General features: G+C 56.6%; 13 protein-coding genes. 3 read left to right on the top strand and 10 right to left on the bottom strand.

What is annotated here, in order from left to right:
- Positions 1-105: 105 nt before the first annotated feature.
- Positions 106-3,585, bottom strand: a complete 3,480-nt coding sequence (locus Lysil_RS07620; RefSeq protein WP_129588407.1) for an RHS repeat domain-containing protein — start codon at positions 3,583-3,585, stop codon at positions 106-108.
- Positions 3,586-3,878: 293 nt separating this feature from the next.
- Between Lysil_RS07620 and Lysil_RS13720 the strand changes: the two genes are divergently transcribed.
- Entirely contained in the window at positions 3,879-4,088 is a 210-nt protein-coding gene (locus tag Lysil_RS13720; RefSeq protein WP_129588411.1) for a helix-turn-helix domain-containing protein, read from the top strand.
- Positions 4,089-4,235: 147 nt separating this feature from the next.
- Here the strand turns inward: Lysil_RS13720 and Lysil_RS07615 are convergent, their stop codons facing one another.
- From Lysil_RS07615 to Lysil_RS07605, 3 genes are read right to left on the bottom strand one after another with little or no spacing between them, the layout of a single operon-like run.
- Complete coding sequence (locus Lysil_RS07615; protein WP_103074879.1) at positions 4,236-4,541, bottom strand: hypothetical protein; 306 nt, start codon at positions 4,539-4,541, stop codon at positions 4,236-4,238.
- On the bottom strand, positions 4,538-5,431 hold the full coding sequence (locus Lysil_RS07610; protein WP_338064163.1) for an RHS repeat-associated core domain-containing protein: 894 nt from the start codon (positions 5,429-5,431) through the stop codon (positions 4,538-4,540). The genes Lysil_RS07615 and Lysil_RS07610 overlap by 4 nt, the downstream gene beginning before the upstream one ends.
- Positions 5,428-8,883 carry an RHS repeat protein gene (locus tag Lysil_RS07605; RefSeq protein ID WP_165782419.1) on the bottom strand — a complete coding sequence of 1,152 codons (3,456 nt, stop codon included), beginning with the start codon at positions 8,881-8,883 and terminating at the stop codon, positions 5,428-5,430. The genes Lysil_RS07610 and Lysil_RS07605 overlap by 4 nt, the downstream gene beginning before the upstream one ends.
- Positions 8,884-10,922: 2,039 nt before the next feature.
- Here Lysil_RS07605 and Lysil_RS07600 point away from each other — a divergent pair.
- Complete coding sequence (locus Lysil_RS07600) at positions 10,923-11,249, top strand: helix-turn-helix domain-containing protein (RefSeq protein WP_165782418.1); 327 nt, start codon at positions 10,923-10,925, stop codon at positions 11,247-11,249.
- Between the two features lie 136 nt (positions 11,250-11,385).
- On the opposite strand, the gene Lysil_RS07595 is transcribed toward Lysil_RS07600, so the two are convergent.
- From Lysil_RS07595 to Lysil_RS13235, 3 genes are read right to left on the bottom strand one after another with little or no spacing between them, the layout of a single operon-like run.
- On the bottom strand, positions 11,386-11,793 hold the full coding sequence (locus Lysil_RS07595) for a hypothetical protein (RefSeq protein WP_103074875.1): 408 nt from the start codon (positions 11,791-11,793) through the stop codon (positions 11,386-11,388).
- Complete coding sequence (locus tag Lysil_RS13240; RefSeq protein WP_129588405.1) at positions 11,790-12,251, bottom strand: hypothetical protein; 462 nt, start codon at positions 12,249-12,251, stop codon at positions 11,790-11,792. Before Lysil_RS13240 ends, Lysil_RS07595 begins: the two co-directional genes overlap by 4 nt.
- A gap of 30 nt (positions 12,252-12,281) precedes the next feature.
- Entirely contained in the window at positions 12,282-12,515 is a 234-nt protein-coding gene (locus tag Lysil_RS13235; protein WP_129588404.1) for an RHS repeat-associated core domain-containing protein, read from the bottom strand.
- A gap of 110 nt (positions 12,516-12,625) precedes the next feature.
- Between Lysil_RS13235 and Lysil_RS07590 the strand changes: the two genes are divergently transcribed.
- Positions 12,626-13,021: a helix-turn-helix domain-containing protein gene (locus Lysil_RS07590; RefSeq protein WP_103074874.1), complete on the top strand. Its 396-nt coding sequence runs from the start codon at positions 12,626-12,628 to the stop codon at positions 13,019-13,021.
- Positions 13,022-13,450: 429 nt separating this feature from the next.
- Here the strand turns inward: Lysil_RS07590 and Lysil_RS07585 are convergent, their stop codons facing one another.
- From Lysil_RS07585 to Lysil_RS07575, 3 genes are all read right to left on the bottom strand, one after another.
- Positions 13,451-14,194, bottom strand: a complete 744-nt coding sequence (locus Lysil_RS07585; protein WP_240600347.1) for an RHS repeat-associated core domain-containing protein — start codon at positions 14,192-14,194, stop codon at positions 13,451-13,453.
- Between the two features lie 601 nt (positions 14,195-14,795).
- Positions 14,796-15,785, bottom strand: a complete 990-nt coding sequence (gene xerC, locus Lysil_RS07580; RefSeq protein ID WP_103074871.1) for a site-specific tyrosine recombinase XerC — start codon at positions 15,783-15,785, stop codon at positions 14,796-14,798.
- Positions 15,785-17,599: a P-loop NTPase family protein gene (locus Lysil_RS07575; RefSeq protein WP_129588403.1), complete on the bottom strand. Its 1,815-nt coding sequence runs from the start codon at positions 17,597-17,599 to the stop codon at positions 15,785-15,787. Before Lysil_RS07575 ends, xerC begins: the two co-directional genes overlap by 1 nt.
- Positions 17,600-17,695: the final 96 nt, after the last annotated feature.

The raw sequence follows: 17,695 nt of genomic DNA, 5'->3' as shown, positions 1-17,695 counted from the left end.
CGCGATCGAGCACCTGCTTGACTGCTTCGGCCTTGAACTCATCCGTATATCGCTTGCTGCTCATCAACACCTCTGCCGTTGCCATGAATTATGGCTCCTGGGTGTCTACGAAAGGCTGGGCGGTCCAGTACTGCGGCTCGGCAGCTGACGGGCATTTTGGGCCATCGTGTGGACGATGCCATTGCCATATGTGAACTGGCTGACCCCACCATTGGGGTAATAACTCACTCCCGAGGCATATATCTTGCCGGTTGTACTCGCGACCGATGTTGCCTGACCAAGCGCATTTGGGCTGTAGCTCACCGTCAAGTTGTTCGGGTACTGCTGTGTGCTTAGATTGCCGTTCTGGTCATAGCCGTAGCCGATGCCCATGGTGTACCACCCAGGTTGGCTCGTGCTTTCCCCTGCCAACAGGCGACGATGGTTGTAGGTATAGACCTGATTTACAGTGCCCTGACTCGGACCATCGTTGTCCACTGTCGAGGTATTCACCAGTCCATCCGGCGTATACGTCCAGCTCTGGTTGCCACGCCCATCAGGGAAGGCCAGCGACAAGACGTGATTGCGCGGATCGTAGCTGCGATCCGCACGACGACCCGAGCTATAAGCTTCGGTGGTATTGCAGCTCGTCGTGCTCGGATAGATACCACCCGCAGCCGACCACGCCAGATTGCCGGCCGGGTCATAGCTCATCACTGTCGACCCCACTTCCGGCTCGATCGTCTTGCATAACTCCATATTGGCGTTGTAGACATAACTGCGCGTTACGCTGACCGCCGAGTTCGCATGATCGGACTGCGTGATTGATGTCGGCATGCCGAAGTAATTGCGCGCGATGGTGACGTCCTTGTTCTCCGGCTGGGCGCTCCATGCCAGCTGGTCGTAGCTCGGCTGGTCATAGACCTGATAGCCGGTCGTGGTCGGATAACTCCGAGGGTTGGTGGTGCGCACCTGGAATCCGGTCAGATAATTCGTCGTGGTCGTCAATACCCCCAGTTCCGAATCCTGTTTGACCTGCGTCACTCGGCCCAAGACATCATAGGTCGTGTTAATACCCGCCAAGGCATCAGTAAAGTTTTTCCAACCCGAGACATAGGGGTTGATCGGATAACTCTGGAAGATCAAATGCTCATCGCTATCGTAGCGCTTGGCCAGCCAGTGCAGCGTCGTACTTGATGCCCCGACATCCTCTTCCTGCTCCGCCACCGGTCGCCACAGACCGTCGAAGTACACCACCTTCTTGTGGTTCCCGGTCTGCGTGATCTGCTCCCAGTGTCCGGCTGGTAGGCCATACGCTGCCGATGTGGATTGCAGAAAGGTGATAGTCGTGGTGTTGTAGTTGAGGTTGGTCTCGTTGGGATAGACGATACCGGCCACTCGACCCATGGTGTCGTAGCCATAGCCGGTAACATAGCCGTTTTCATCAGTGAGCGACCGGACCCAGCCGTTGTCGTCCACGGCCGCAGATATGCTGGTGCCATCTGCGTACTGGATCGTCTGCGGAATGCCGCGCTTCCAGTTGCTGAAGGTTGTCGTGTTGTTGTTGCCATCTTTGCTCGTCGCCAATGTCCCGTCGGTGTAATACGTCATCGTCGCCTTGAGTTTTTCGAAGGCGTAGGTTTGGACTGGCAGGTCGGTATAAGGGTCGTACTCATTGCGAACATCGGCCAGACCGCTCTCGACGTTGTAATGGCGTTTGACCTGACCCAACACCCAATGCGTCGTGTTGTCGTAGTAGTCGGTCACGTCGTTACGGCTGTATCCCAATGAACTCCACTTATGCACGCTCAAGGGATGCGCAAGAGTGTTGAAACTGCTCACCATGCTGCTGAACGTCACGCCATCTTGAGTGATGACGGTTGAACGCAGTGGCGTCAGATACAAGAGTGGAGATGGGGTTAGATTCGCGGTATAGCTCGTCCCGAGCCGGGACGGGTACGGGCCCAGGTCTTTGGGCGCATATTGATAGTCAACCTGACGGATCAGCGTGTTCGATCCCGAGTACGTTTCTATCCTGCGCAGTTGCCCTTCTGTTTCATCTGCTCGGGTGCTGAGGGTATTACGAGTGCGATTGCCATAGGGATCGACGACATCAACGTAGGCGGAGTCCTGACAAGTCGAATTTGCCGCGCACGCGTCTGTATTCGCACTGCCAATCGCGCTGGAATATGAGTAATTCCAGGACAAGGTCGGAATACCGACGCCGGATATGGTTTTTTGAACCAAGGAATAGCTCTGGAAAACAGTCGCGATTTGATCGGTATGTCCCCCCCCAAGAACTGCTTCGCAGATCGTGGGTACGTAGCTCCGTCCATGCGAGACGGCACTCATCGCGAATGTGGCTGTTGCCCCGCTGGGGGCTTTGACCGTGGATGTAAAATCGGGGGCATACGCAGCTGAATCCCCGGTCCTGGGGCAAGACGCCGCAAACTGGTAACCCCAGTCGATTGACTGAATGCTCGAGTATTCCCAGGTCGAACCGTCGGGAAGGACGACGCGACTCAAATCGGCGTCATAACCGGAATCTATCTTGTTGCCCAAACCAGTGGCGGCTGCATATTGGTATTGCCATGTTCTGGAATACGGCGAATTGGGTTGGACAACAATCTGGGAAATGACACTGGTCGTTGCATCATAAGTAAATTGCACCAGTCGGCCATCGCTGGCATCAATGCTGGAAATCTGATTGCCGTTGTAGTGATAGGCGACCCAATTGCCGAATCGATCGACAATGCGGCTTACGCCCATCACAATTCGCATCGAATTTACTTTGACGCGCTCCCCTGTTGCCGAATCCAGGTAGGAAAATTGCGGAATCGAATAACCCATCAGGTTATCAAGGTAATATTTGGTCCCATCCGGGCCAGTCGCAAGAAACGCTTCGCCTTTTTCACCATTGGAGGTCGAGGACAGACAGCTGATTTGCCAATCCCCTCGATTTGCAACGTAGGGGTAGATCGTTGTCTGGCCCGATGGCGCGACAGAATTCTCGGCCCCCCTCCTGATCAGCTGGCTGGATGATTGGCCATCATTGACCGTAATGCCATCGTAAATCCATCCAAATTCATCATAAGCGTTGTAAACCGTCGGGAATGGCGTGGATGTGCATCGGTTGTATTGGGTGCTTCCCGTCTGCGAGATCATCCAATAGTCGCCAGGCGTCGGCGGAACGCCTTGCAACATGGGATATCCGATATGCACTTCAATGCTTGGGAAATCGAATGACCAATTACCAAAAGCGCTGGTTGTTTTGATCCTAGGCCCGGGATTTGTACTTCTATGGACAACAATGTCCGGTCCAATGCCCTTGAGATGAATGTCTTCCGCGCTGAACGTGAGCGCGCCCGTCATCGTATTAACCTGCTCACCAAAGGATTGGCCACTGAGGGCCGGAAGCGATTCTTTTGAGAGAATGGTTTGCTTAATGTCGCCGGCATCTTGCGCATGTGCGGCACCAAAGCCAATGCACCCGAGACAACCGATCAGCGCTGCCTTCAAAACACTTCCCACCACCTTCAACCGCATAATGTATCCCCCAGTTTCAAATGCCTGATTCGATAAGCCGTCTTCAAAAGACGAGCTCACAAAATTCCTGAATATGTCCGGAACGTCAAAGCTTTCCCAACCCCTTCCCCTGAAATGCCCGGCCCTTCACAGGACTATCGGAGGAAACCGTGACTGCTGTCAATAGCAAAACAGTTCGCACGTTGCATTGTGGCCGCCCTCCCCATTTCTTAGCACTATCCGCGCTTCACTTCTGCTTCGCCGCCGGCAACGGCTCCAACCCGCGGAACGTCTGTCCGCATCCGTCGGAGAGCTTGCGCGCCTCAGGCCGCGGATCAGCATCGGGGTAAGCAGGATGATGATCTCGCTGCGTTCTGCCAATTGAGTCTTGGTGCCGAATAACCGAGCAACTCGGCATCGCCCAGCAAACCATCACGCACTATGAAAGCGGGGTGTCGCGCATCACCGAGGAGACATTCGCACCGGCAGCGCAGATACTCGATACCAGCGTCGAAGACCTAATCGGCGTCTCAACGAAGCGCCGCAACGGCAGACGCGGGCCACAACCGAAGATCGCGCAATAACTCGAGCGCATCCGGGCGCTGCCTGCTGCCGAGCAGCGGATAATTTCAAGAGTATTGGATTCAGTGCTCGCCGCGCATCAGTAACCGCCAGATTGAAGCACCAAAAAAAGCCCGCGCAATGCGCGGGCTTTTTTACTTGATCACCTTTCAGTCAGAGAAGAACACCATCAACAACCAACAGATAACACACACGATCGGCGCCGTATAAAAGAAAAATCGCGCCCGTTCAATTTTCTTCTTTACATCTTCTGGGAAAGATTCTCTAGGCAGAGACGAATCCAGCATCAACCTCACGGCAGAAATAGATCTTTTCCATCCAAGAAGCTCTTCAGCCTTCCCGACTTTTTCGTAGTCATCTAAAAGCGGTCGAACGCTTTTAACAGCTTTATTCGCAAGGTACACGTAAATAAGCACATACGCGACCGCCGGCCAAAAAAAGACGTGAGGCTTCATTTGTCGCTCTTGTCCTCAGGCTTCTTAGAAAAATCCCATTTGAACAACTTAACCTCTAGCGGCTTCGTTACCTCTCCAACCCCGAGACCAACCTTTGGCGTTACTTCCGATTTTCCCGTAGGGCTGACTTGCACATCTGCACCAGCAGCAAGGCCTTCACCATATTTCACCTCTGCACCACTCGCGGCGTTAACAGGACTATTCGCACCGGCCTTAGCGCCCTCGGTAACAACAAGACCTTCTCTTGGTTGAACAAAAACTCCTACAAACGCACCTTGGCCACCTTTAGATGGACTACCACCTGCCCATCCAACCGGAGTAATGCTCAAATTTCCATCGCCATGCAAAATGCTTTGATCGACGCTTACGCATGCACCACTACATACATCCGCCTGAACTCGAACATCTGTTTTCGCAACTGCAGTGTCGAACTTCTTTTGCACCCAATCAGCCGTTCGGCGCCACCCATCAACAATGGCCTGTACGTGATAGTAGGCGTCCTGTCGTCCATCTGGGTCGGTGAACTTGTACGGGTTATTTGATGCATAAGCGAACCGATTGAACAGCGCGCCGGTATTCGCATTCGCCTGCACCGGGTCGGTACTCAGGAACCTTCCGATGGTTGGATCGTAATAGCGCTGCTGCATGTAGGTCAGCCCTGTCGCGCTGTCCATTACATGCCCGGTATAGCCCGGTCGATCATTATTCACCTTGCCGATCAGGTTGCCATACGGCTCATAGTCTGTCCGATCAATCACCTGCGCAGATTCATTGGTGATCGCTACCGGACTGCCCAGAGCATCGGTGTGGACGTACTCGACCACCTGCGCATGCGCATTCGCAACGCAGAACCATGCAAGGATAAACACAAGCGCTCGCGTCATATTCATGGCCCCAGCGTCACGGTCGGTGCATACCATGCTGACCAAGCAGAGCACACGGACCCATTGCATGCCCGCACGTGGTACGAATATGTCGTGGTTCCGGTGCTGAACTCCGTGAAGTAGGTGTTTGTCCCGCTGTATACGGCAGTCACCGTGGTTCCGGATTGATGCTCCAACTGGTACGACGTCGCATTCGCGGATGCAGTCCACTGCATGTCCCAAGATGTCGTATATGGCTTGGTTGTCGTGTCCTTCGAACCGCTACCGCTCAACGTTGGTGTGGCTGGTGTGATAGTGACGCTGACAGCCCCACTCGCCGAGAACGGCCCACACCCTGCCGCATTGCATGCACGCACCTGATATCCGTAGCTTCCACTTGTGCGACCACTGAACCCCTGTGATGTTGTGTTTCCGCTATAGACCTGCGTCCACGCCCCACCATTCGCACTTTCCTGAAGCTCGTAATGATCTGCCGTCGCAACACTACCCCAGGAAACTGTATAACTCCCATCGTAACTGTTGGCCGGCACCGTCAGGCTTGGTGCAGATGTCGGCGTGTACAACACCAGAATCGTACCGGTCGCCGAGTACGGGCCACAGCCAGCGATATTGCAGGCCTTGGCACGATAACTGTAATTGCCCCCTGCACGCCCACTGAAACTCGACGCGGTCGATGCACCGTTATAGGCCTGTGTCCAGGCGCCGCCATTCAGGCTCTCTTCCAGGATGTAACTACTCGCGCTCGCAACCGTTGTCCATGTCACGGCATAGGCACCAGTATAGGTGCTGGAAGGCACCGACACTGCGGGTGCCGCAGCGGGTGCAGTGAGCACCTGAACAGTACTCGTTGCCGACGACGCCGAGCACCCAAGCGTATTGCACGCCTTGACCCTATACGCATACGAACCTGGCGCTCGACCGCTCACCGCCGCATTCGTGGCTGTCCCGTTATAGAGCGTCGCCCAAGTCGACCCACCATTGGTGCTCTCTTCCAGCACGTAATAGTCAGTGATGGCCGTCGTTGACCATGTCAACGCATAGCTGCCACCTGCATTCGTGGCGGGTGCCGTCAAAGTTGGCGTCATCGGCAATGAGGTAGCCGCACGGACTCGCGCCACTTGGCTTGCTCCAAGGTAGATGTACGCCAACGTCTCGCTTCGGCGGTCATCCTCCATGTACATCAGTTTGCCACCCATCGAGTACATCGACAGAATATTCTTCCCGCTAGCTACGCCCCACTGCAAAATACGCCGACCCTGTGCGTCGTAGCGATAACTTTCCTGATTCGCGGCACCTCGCAACCGGTTACCGTAGTCGAAGCTGTAGGCCTGACCGTTCTTGTTCTGCAAGTTGCCCTGCAGATCGTAGGCCAACGCTACGACGCTTGCGCCTGCAGTGTTCTGGATGTTCGTTAGTCGGTTGCTGGCGTCGTAAATGTAGTTGGCATAGTCCTTCACGCCTGCCAGCTTCCACGACGTGATGTTGTCCAACGCGTTATAGGTGAAGTGGTGCCAGTTGTCGGTGCCACCGAACATCCCGGAACCCGCACCCGTCAGACGATCCAGACCGTCATAGTTCATCCAACGACTGAAGGCACCTCCTCGTTGGTCGTCAGCGATTAAAGTCGGGTTGGCGTTGCCGTCATATGTGAAGCTGTAGTTGATGATCCCAGCATCCGTACTACGGCTTGGCAGCTGGCGCGCGTTCTGGGTCATCGTGTGCACGATGCCATTGCCGTAGGTGAATTGACTGATTCCACCGTTGGGGTAATAGCTCACCCCCGAGGCATAGACTTTGCCTGCCGTGCTCGCCACCGAGGTTGCCTGACCCAGCGCATTCGGGCTGTAGCTCACCATCAGGCCATTTGGATATTGCTCGGTACTCAGGTTCCCGTTGGCATCGTAGCCATAGCCGAGGCTCCATGTGTACCAACTGCGCTCGCTCATGCTCTCGCCAGCCAACAGGCGACGGTGGTTGTAGGAGTATGTTTCATCGACGGACCCCTGACTTGGGCCATCGTTGTCCACCGACGATGTGCTCACCAGGCCATCGGGCGTGTACGTCCAGCTCTGATTACCACGCCCATCCGGGAAGGCCAGCAATGTCACCCGGTTGCGGGTGTTGTACGTCCTGTCAGCACGACGACCAGAAGCATAAGCATCGGTCGTATTGCAGTTCGCCGGATCCGGATAACTGCCGCCGGCAACTGACCATGCCAGATTGCCAGCCGCATCGTAGCTCATCACCGTCGACCCGACTTCTGGCTCAATCGTCTTGCACAGCTGCATGTTACCGTCATAGACGTAGGTCCGCGTCACGCTGACAGTGTTGTCCGCGGCATGCTGTTTGATCGAGCCCGGCATCCCAAAGTAGTTGTGGGTGATTTCGATCGTCTTGCCTTCCGGCTGCGCACTCCAGGCCAGCAGGTCATAACTCGGCTGGTCATACGCCTGATAGCCGTTAGTCGCCTGGTAGCCACGAGAATTGGTCGTGCGGACCTGGAGGCCAGTCAGATACTCTGTTGTGATCGTCAGTACACCCAGCTCCGAGTCCTGCTGCACCTTCGTCACACGCCCGAGTGCGTCGTAACTCGTCCGAACGCCTGATGCGTTTGCAGTTACCGTGGGGTCACCCCAGGTGTTGTTGATCGCCGAGTTAAGGACACGCTGGGGGTAAGCCTGAAAAACCACCCGTCCATTGGTGTCGTAGCGATTGATCGCTTGGCTGAGTGTTCCATTGACATTGGCGGTATCGTAGTTTTCTTCTACCACCGGACGCCATAAACCATCGAAGTACACCACCTTCTTGCGATTGCCAGTCTGGGTGACTTGCTCCCAGTGCCCCGCCGGCAGGCCATAGACCGCTGCCGTGGACTGCAAGAAGGTGATCGTTGTGGTGTTGTAGGTCAGGTTGGCCTCGTTGGGATACGTGATCCCGGAGACCCGGCCCATGGCGTCGTAGCCGTAACCCGTCACATAACCGTTCTCGTCGGTGACAGACCGGATCCAGCCATTGCCGTCGACCGATGCCGAGACCGACGTACCATCAGCGAACTGGATGGTCTGCGGAATCCCGCGCATCCAGTTGCTATAGTTGGTTGTGTTGTTGTTGCCGTCCTTACTGGTCGCTAACGTACCATCGACGTTGTAGGTCATTGTTGCCTTCAGCTTCTCGAAGGCATAGGTCTGGACGGGCAAATCAGTATAAGGATCGTACTCGTTGCGGACGTCAATAATATTGGTGTCCGCGTTGTAATGACGCTTGATTTGGCCAAGTACCCAGTGCGGGATGCTGTCGTAATAATCAGTATTGTCGGTCTTGCTATACCCCAATGAACTCCACCTGTGCACGCTCAATGAACGTGCATATGCGTCGTAACTGTTCACCGCATTGCTGAACGTCACTCCATCCTGGGTAATGGTGGTTGATAGCAGTGGCGTCCAGCGAGCGCCAGTCAAGCTATTCGATCTCGCATTTAGATCGGTTCCTAGATTGATAGGCCACGGATAGGGAATGGGACCTCCGGCAGAACAAGTTGGCCCCGTCGAAACACATACTGCATACGCATAATCCTCTGCCCGGACAAGGGCACCTGAGCTGGGCGTGTATGTTTCTTCCCGGAGCAGTTTATTTTCTGTCTGCCCATATTGGTTACTGAAGATGTTGCGGTGTCGTGTTCCGTCCGGATCGGTCACATCCGTCCAAACTGACGTAGCACAGCCACTTGTGCACTCCGAAGACCAACTCGAATTCCCTTGAGAATAGGCGTAATTCCACGTCGCTTGCGCAAGTCCTGGGCCACTCACAGCTTTGCTAAGGATTGCGTAAACCCACGAATCTTTTGGAATCTGTTCAATGGATGGCGGACTGGTATCCATCGAATAGCAATATTTGGGCACGTTTGAACGCCCAATGTGCAGCCTTCCGATTGCATATGCCGCCGTTGCACCAGACGGCGTGGTTACCGTCGCGCTCGCGTAACTGCCACTCGCTCCATCAAGGCCACTATCAATCGGGTCAGTGGATGTAAAATACGAACAAAAGGCGCTCGGAAGTCCGGTAGAAGTATTGGTTGTACGGTCCAGACTAGACAAGGCACCAAAGTTGTAATTCCAAGCAGATCCATCCGGTAGAATTACCGCGCTTAGTGAGGTGGGAACGTACAGTTGTCCCGAGGAATATTGGTATTGCCAAGTCCTCGCCGAAGCTCCAGTTCCGACCGTTATGGAATTAATGTAACCATTGCGCGTCAACCCAACATGGCGGCCATCACTGGCATCAATGGAATCAAGGCCCCCATTGGTGTAGTGGTAGGTCACCCAGTTACCGAATCGGTCCTGTACTCGCGTAACAAGCATGCTGCCATAGTTGCGAGACATCCAGCCTGGCCCATTAGGTGGACCGATCCTGTCTCCAGGTTGGTAGACGAGATAATCCAGCCAGTAGCGTGTCCCATCTGGCGAAATCGCTTGGAACCCTTCCCCAGGCTGGCCATTGCTGGTGGAAGGAAGGCAGGTAAACAACCAATTGCTAGTCGTGCGGGCAACATAATTGGATTGTCCCACGGTTCCCGTCGCGACAAGTACAGGCGATTCTTGTCCTTGGTCATCTACAAACTGGTAGCCCGCCCACCATCTGCTTTCCTGGAAAACAGGGTTGTCTTTACTCTTTATATAAATATCATCGGGCCCAGCGAAGTTAGTGCATCGCGCATTCGAGGCGGCGATAGTGCTGTCTCCGGAGCCAATTTGCCAGCCAACCGCAGTACCCTGCCACACACTTGGGTTGGCGTTTGTCAGCGTCTTTAAGCGTGGGAGCTCGAGCTCCCAATCACCAAACCGGTTCCCGGATGTCTCTCGATTTCCTATGCCAACGCCAGCGATGTTGTAGGTTCTCGTAATGCGAATTGTCGGCCCGATTCCTTGAAGCTCGATATCGGTGTTACGGAATGTCAAACTACCATCACGCGGGCTGATCTGATCGCCAAACGAAGAAACTGGCGTGATCTGCTGCGCAGGCGAGAGATAGCGAAAGTAATCTTGTTGTGGAGTGACAGTTTGAGCTTCCGCCCTGGAGCCCACCATAATCGATATGAGCACTGCAAACGCGCATAATTGCGCCAAAATCCGCGCACCTCGAATCACTCGTCTTCCCCTTTAATGGATAGTGCTGCCCTCTTTCCGAACTATCATGAAAAATATTATTTCTGTCAAGTCGATCGTGACCTGCATATGTGAAAGACGTCGACGCATCCAAGTCTCCAGCCTCCCGGTGATCGCCAGGACACTGCACATCACCATCGAGGAACTGATCGGCCCGCCTGCTCGCGCGAGCAAGCGCGGCCCCGTGGGCAAGCTGCAGTATAGATCGGGCGCATCAACCAACTGCCGCGCACCAAGCAGCAGTTCGTTATGCAGGTGCTCGATTCGGTGCTAGCACAAGCAAGTCGTTAACGATAGCCAGTGTTAGACAACAAAAGTCCCGCAATGCGGGGCTTTTGTTTAAGCAGGAAGAGGCTTATTTGTTCTTATCGACACCTTATTCACAATCAGAACGACAAGAAGAACCACTCACGCAAACGGATTTGGCGCAGGAGCTAGGCATCGCCCAGCAGACCATGGCGCACTACGAAGGCGGCACGGCGCGGATTGCCGTGGCTACGCTGCCCACAGTTTCTCGCGTTCTCGGCATTTCGGTCGAAGAACTCATTGGCACTTCGCAGATCAAGCGTGTCGGCGGCAAACGCGGGCCGCAGCCGAAGATCGCGCAGCAGCTCGAACGCATCCAAGCGCTACCGGCTGCCAAGCAACGCGCGATCGTGTAGGTGTTGGATTCGGTGCTCGCTGCGCATCAGTAATTTTCAGATCGAAGCGCTAACAAACAGCCCGCGCATTGCGCGGGCTGTTTGTTGTGAGTGAGAACCCATCTCCTTGCGCTACGTTCACGCCTAAAGCAAATTCCTATGCCGGATTCAACTCCAAGCAAATGACAAGCGCGGCGGAACCCTCATCGATTAAATCGCTATCAGAAATGGAATCGAAGTGCATATGAGATACGCCCGTTTCCATAGCCAGATCAATGAGACTAAATGAGTTTTGGGCAATCTGACCTAACGCATTTGAGCTGCCAGTTAATAGAATCGAATCGCCTTTCACGGCAAGCATTGCAGGCCCGTCCGTTACTCTCGTTAACACTTCCGTCTCAGTTTCCTTTCGCCCGAAACCAGGCTCAATCCGAAATTTGGCCCCGCTTTTTCTGCTAATAGCAAAGGTAAATTCGGACAGCGATTCGGTGGTAAAGCTTAGGGAAAGCTCGACACCGTCCCATAATGCCTTAATGCCTGGGATGCTTTGTTCAACGTCAGTCATGGCCTGTAATCCCCTGGACGAATGGTTTCCGGATTGATAGGGATATGCGGATCAGGAAGCTTCGTAATTTGCCCCGCAGGCGACTTAATCTGTGTCTCTAAATTCAAATGCGGCCCTTGTTGCTGAACATGTCCACTATTCGGATTAACGTCAAAACGTGCGTTCTTTGTGACCGTGTTTCCCGCAGCGTCAACAGTTGAAGACGAAAACTGTACATTTCCATGTGGTGTTAAAACCACCTTAGCATCAGAGCCAGTATGTGCCACCCCTTTCTCAACTGCCTTCGTCATTGAGATTGCTTCGCGCCCTTCTTTTAAAACGGTCTTCGCAGCGCCACCAGCCTCTGGAATGATCCCGATGGCAGCGATCACAATGTTCACCGCCGAAGGATTCTGAAATGCCTCAACAACCCCCTTAATGCCACCCACCACCGGGGTGAAATCTGCTGCTACCCCCAAGATTTTTCCATATCCCGCATCACATTTCGGCTACGCCATTCGATATTGATCCGACTGGAACATCGCAGTTTCACGACCATCAGGATCTGTAAATGTGTAAGGGTTGTTATTTGCATAACGGGTGTGGCCCGCCGTGGCTTTCCAGCGCCGACGATGGCTCGCCTTGATGTAACGCGACTTCGCGCTGGCCAACAGCCCCGACATGCCCTTTTCGCTCACCCTCGAAGTCCCTTGATGCACTTTTTCGCCCATGTAGGCGCGCACGTCAAGGCACGGGCCTCCTCGATGGCTGCCCACCCGTTGCCCACATAAGCGCGAGACGCGCGGGGATGCGAGGGGCATCCCCTGATGCGCGTCTCGCATGTGGACAACGCATGGACAAGCTCATTCTTCCATCTCTCGATCCCGTGGCCATCAGCAGCGACGAACGCGACTTCTTCATTGCCCTTGGCGGACGCATTGCGCGTATCCGCAAGGAGCAGGACATCACCCAAGCCGAACTCGCCGAGATGCTTGGCATCTCCCAGCAGACGATGAACTCCTACGAGACCGGGCGCAGGCGCATCCCCGTGTCGCTATTGCCCGACGTGGCCAAGCGGCTCGGCGTCGCCGTCGAAGCGCTGCTTGCCGACGACGGCAAGGCCGGTAACAAGCGCGGCCCAACTCCCAAGCTGCAACAGCAGATGGATCGCATTACTCAACTGCCGCGCACCAAGCAGCAGTTCGTCATGCAGGTGATTGATTCGGTGTTGGCGCAAGCCACACGCTAACAATCGCTAACACTACACAACAATAGCCCGCGCGATGCGCGGGCTATTGCTTCATTACCGACTTACCTCTCAGGCTGACCAGCAATACAAAGGCGAGCCAAAAACTCCAGGAGAGCCAAGATTATTTTCTTCTTCTCCCCAGAACATATAGAAGTTTTTGTCCTCGCTCCTGTATACCAACCAATAGCCAGGCTTGTGTGCCACGCACATTCCAGATACACGCTCGCCTAGCTTGAGATGAGGGAACCCAGGCTGCTCGACAATCGCGTCAAGCTCAAAAGGCTCACATTCATTCCTTCGTATGTCATCCGCGATCTCTTGGAAGTAGGACTCCGCATCAACTCCCTCATTGACGTAAACACCAGCCGTGTCAGATAGGCGGGACTCTAATATTCTTTTGGCCGGCGAGGTATCTGACAATGTCTTCTCCTAAAGATTTGAGGGATCTGGTTTTCTTTCAGGCGGACGCGGAGGTGGTGGCGGCTTGGGATAGTGAAGGGTTTCGTGTGGCTTGTCCCCATTACCGGGGATATCTATACGCGGGCCACTCGATCCATTGGGTGGACGATAAATGACACCGTTATCGCCTACTTTCGATCCGGGCGGCAGACGGGAACCTTCCGGGACAGGTGCCGAATGCCCACCCGTTAGATGATCGAAATCTGATTCGGGATTCCCTGTTCCGCCGTGTTCCGGCGATAGAGGGCCGTTGTTAACCCTATCGCCCTGCTGTCCACTTTTACCATCTTGAGTTCCGACAATCTCTCCAGGCGCAGGTTTAGATGTTGAAGAATCCCCACCCGAAGATTCACTTCTATGCGGTTGCCCATCAAGTGCGTTTTGTAGCAGGCGGCGCAGATAAATCACACCAAATGTTCCCCAGTCAACAACTGCTTCCCCAACTGAGTGGCTATGAATGGTGCAGCTATTCTGGTCGCAGGTAATAGACCGTCCGTCAGGATCAGTAAATTTGTAGGGGTTGTTGTTTGCATATACGTACCTATTGAACGATGCGCCTGTGTTCGCATTCGCCTGCACCGGATCTGTGCTCAAGAACCTACCAATGGTCGGATCGTAATAGCGCTGTCTTCGGCGACCCGACGCGACTGTCCGCCGGCGACGGTGACTCGCCTTGATGCGATAAGCGTTTGCGCTGGCCAACACCCCCGACATGCCCTCTTCGCCCACCCTCGAAGTCCCGTGATGCACTTTTTCGCCCATGCAGGCGCGCACGTCAAGGCGCGGGCTTCCTCGATGGCTGCCCACCCGTTGCCCACATGAGCGCGAGACGCGCGGGGATGCGAGGGGCATCCCCTGATGCGCGTCTCGCATGTGGACAACGCATGGACAGCCGCCCGGCGTTCCTGGCGACTGCGAAGATGCTCACAGCGGCCCCGCGCGCAGCGCAGCGAGCACGGCGCGGGGTTACATAACGCAGGTTATGCGGGCGCTAGCCGAACAGTGTTGCAACCGCGCAGGCCGAAGCGAAGTGCCTCTCACACGTAGCGCAGGCCGTGGAGCGGTTGCAACACTGCGCATAACCTCTGCGTTATGTTTGCCCCGCGAGCCGCCGCAGGCGGCAGGCCGCGTCGCCCGGTGAACCACACGCAACGTCAACAGCCCAACCACGCGCCCAAGCCGACACCGCTTCGCGGCGCGGCTTAGCTTCACCGTTGGGCGGTAGCGGTACGTCCATCGCTTCGGTGCGTTCCATTGCGCACGCGCATTCCTCCTTCGTGAGAGGAAGAAGATCAACACCATCAGCAAGCGTGGATCATTCCGGTGGCGCGCTCCCGTGCGTGAGCCTGGCCGCCGGATGCGTCGCGGCATGGACGGCTTTCAACCGCGCCACCGAGACGTGCGTGTAGCGCTGCGTCGTCGCGATCGTGCTGTGGCCGAGCATTTCCTGGACATGGCGGATATCGGCGCCGTTGTCGAGCATGGCGGTGGCCATCGTGTGCCGGAACAAGTGGCAGGCGCCAGCCTTGGTGATGCCCGCCTCACGGAAGTAGCGCCGCACCCGCGCCGTCAGCCCGTCTTGCGACAACGGCTCGCCGTACTGGTTCACGAACAAGCGACGTTCGCCATCGCGGCGTGCAAGTGTTGGGCGGGCTTCCTGCAGATACTTGTCGATCCACGCCAGCGCCCGTTCGCCCACCGGCACGAAGCGATCCTTGCGTCCCTTGCCCAGCCGCACATGCAGCGTGCCGCGACTGTGGTCCACGTCGGTGATGGCCAGATGCGTCAGTTCAGCGCGGCGGATGCCGGTGGCATAGAACAGTTCCAGACAGGCGCGATCGCGCAAGCCTTCCGGCGTGTCGAGGTCAGGCAGCGCAAGCACGGCCTCCATTTCTTCCAGCGTCAGCGGATCGCGCAGATCCATCGTGCGTTTCGGCAGCTCCAGATCTGCCGCCGGGTTCGATGGCACCACGCCCTGCTTGACCAGGTAACGGAAGAACATCTGCAAGGTGAACAAGGCGATGCGCTGGTAGTTGATCACCAACGGCTGGCCGTTCTTCTTGCGATAGCGGAACAGCCAGTGCTGGAACTGTTCCAGGTGCCGGTGCGTGATCTGCTTGGGATCGCGCAAGCCGCGATCCTCGCACCAGCGATAGAACATGGTCAGCTTCGTGCGCCGGGTACGCACGTCGTTCACGCTGCGCTGCAGGGCTTCCAGATGCGCGAGGTAGCGCCACATCCATGCCGTGAGGCTCTCCGGTTCCCCGGACCCCATGAACACCCGCAGGCGCACGCCCCGCGCCATCACGCCTCCGCGTGGCCGTTGAGCGTCCCGTGAAGTGCTTTGCGGACGTTCGACAGGCCTTTTGCTGCGATGGGGCTGGATTTTTTGGGGTTTTTGGCGGATTTGTCACCCCGCAAGGTGCCCGCAGGGGTACCGCAAGGTGGCCGCAAGCCCCCCGCGAGGTCGGGGGTTGCACCCCGCAAGGTCGCCTTCTTGCCCCGCAAGGTCGGCCCCGCAGGCCGCGAGGTCGCGGGTTCCACCAAGCCCATTAACTGCGGCCCATCGCTTGCAGGCTCGCCGTCGAAGACCAGCGTGTACGTGTAGAGACTGCCGTTCTGGCCCGTGTGCTGGCGCACGTATTCCAGCTGCACCAGCCGATCCAGGTGCACGCGCAGCTGCGTGTCGCTTACGCCCAACGCGCTGCGCACGATGCGGCGCGTGAAGCGCACATCGCTGCGCGGCGTATCGGTGCCGGCGATCTGCTGTGTCACCCATGCATCCAACGCCGACAGCACGCGGCGCGTCTGTGGCGGTAGTTCATCTAGACTGCGGCCGAGGACGGCGTGTGCAAGACGGTTGGCCAACTGGATATCGGCCTCGATGACCTCGACGTATTCGACGGTTGCGCCATCGACTTCCACGGCATGCACCTTGCGCTGGTACTGGTGCAGCAGTGCGATCGCGTCGATGAGAGCGAGGTATTTGGCATGGTCGCGGCGCAACCGCACGCGGTCGCTGGCGAACGTCAGGGATTCGGCGAACGGGTTCACCACCGCCAGCGGACGAAGAAGCGTTTGCGCGGCGCGGTGCGCCGCCAGCACCGCGTCGCCGCGCACGCGTGCCTGCAGGCCCGCCAGTGTCCGCGCCTGCCGTTGCCGCTGCTGGATCGCCGCCGTCTGCTCCGGCGTCTCGTTGATCGTCAGTACCAGGCAACGGTTGAGCAGTTCTTCGTCGATATCGATGGCCGTGGTGGTGAGGCACAGCATCACCGGGCCTTCGACGTGGTATTCCTCGGTCACGAGCTTGCCGGTGGCCGGGTCTTTGCCGGTGCTGGCGATCGACAGTTCGCCCTGCGATTGCAACAACTTCAACGCATAGGCAGCTTGGCGCACGCCTTCTTCTTCGGCGATCGCCAGGACCTTGTGGCGCATGTCCTTCTCGCCGAGGTAGAACAACGATTGCCCGGTCATGGCGCTGTAGTGGATGCGCTGGGTGTCTGGCAACAGCGACAGCAGCGCATCCATGAGGGTGGATTTACCCGCAGCCGATGTGCTCTGGATCAGGATCGCCAGCGGCTTGTCGAGCAGGCGCGAGACACAGGCGATGTAACCCACCAGCGCGTTCACGCCTTCGCCGACCACGCCGATGGCTTCCACATCGGCGGCGATGCGTTCGGCAAGCCGTGGATCGCGCAGCAACGCCAGCCCCGCCGTTTCCGCTTCGGCGGTGAGTGCGGGTTGCTCGGGGACCGAGGGTTTCAGCGCGCCACGGATCGCCGCGTCCTGCACCGGCTCCAAGGCCAGCGCCAGCGCCGACAGGTCGCCCGCGATCACGTCTTCGCCGACGCCGAGTTCAAGGGCAGCGGATTTTGCGAACGTGCCACGCCCACGTGCCTGGTACAGGTCCAGCGTGTCCAGATGCACGCGATCGCCTAGCGACACACGTAGGAGAACTTTGAGGGATTCCGCCGACAGGCAGCGCGCCAGCCCGCGCACCCGGTACGCACGCGGGCCGCGGGCGAAGCGTGCCTCGTCAGGGCTAACGACCTCCACGGAAGGGCTGGCAGGGAGAGCCGGCAACAGCGACGCCGACGAAGGATCAAGGGCTTGCTGCATAAACGGCCTCCGGGCAAAAAACCTGTCAAGCAGAACAACTCGTCGCATGATACTACTTTAGGTAGTATAGGCAACCACTCTCCGCAGGTCAGGCTT

It is taken from the genome of Solilutibacter silvestris, assembly GCF_002895945.1.
Taxonomy (GTDB): Bacteria; Pseudomonadota; Gammaproteobacteria; order Xanthomonadales; family Xanthomonadaceae; genus Solilutibacter; species Solilutibacter silvestris.
This window is presented reverse-complemented; position numbering and strand designations above follow the sequence as displayed.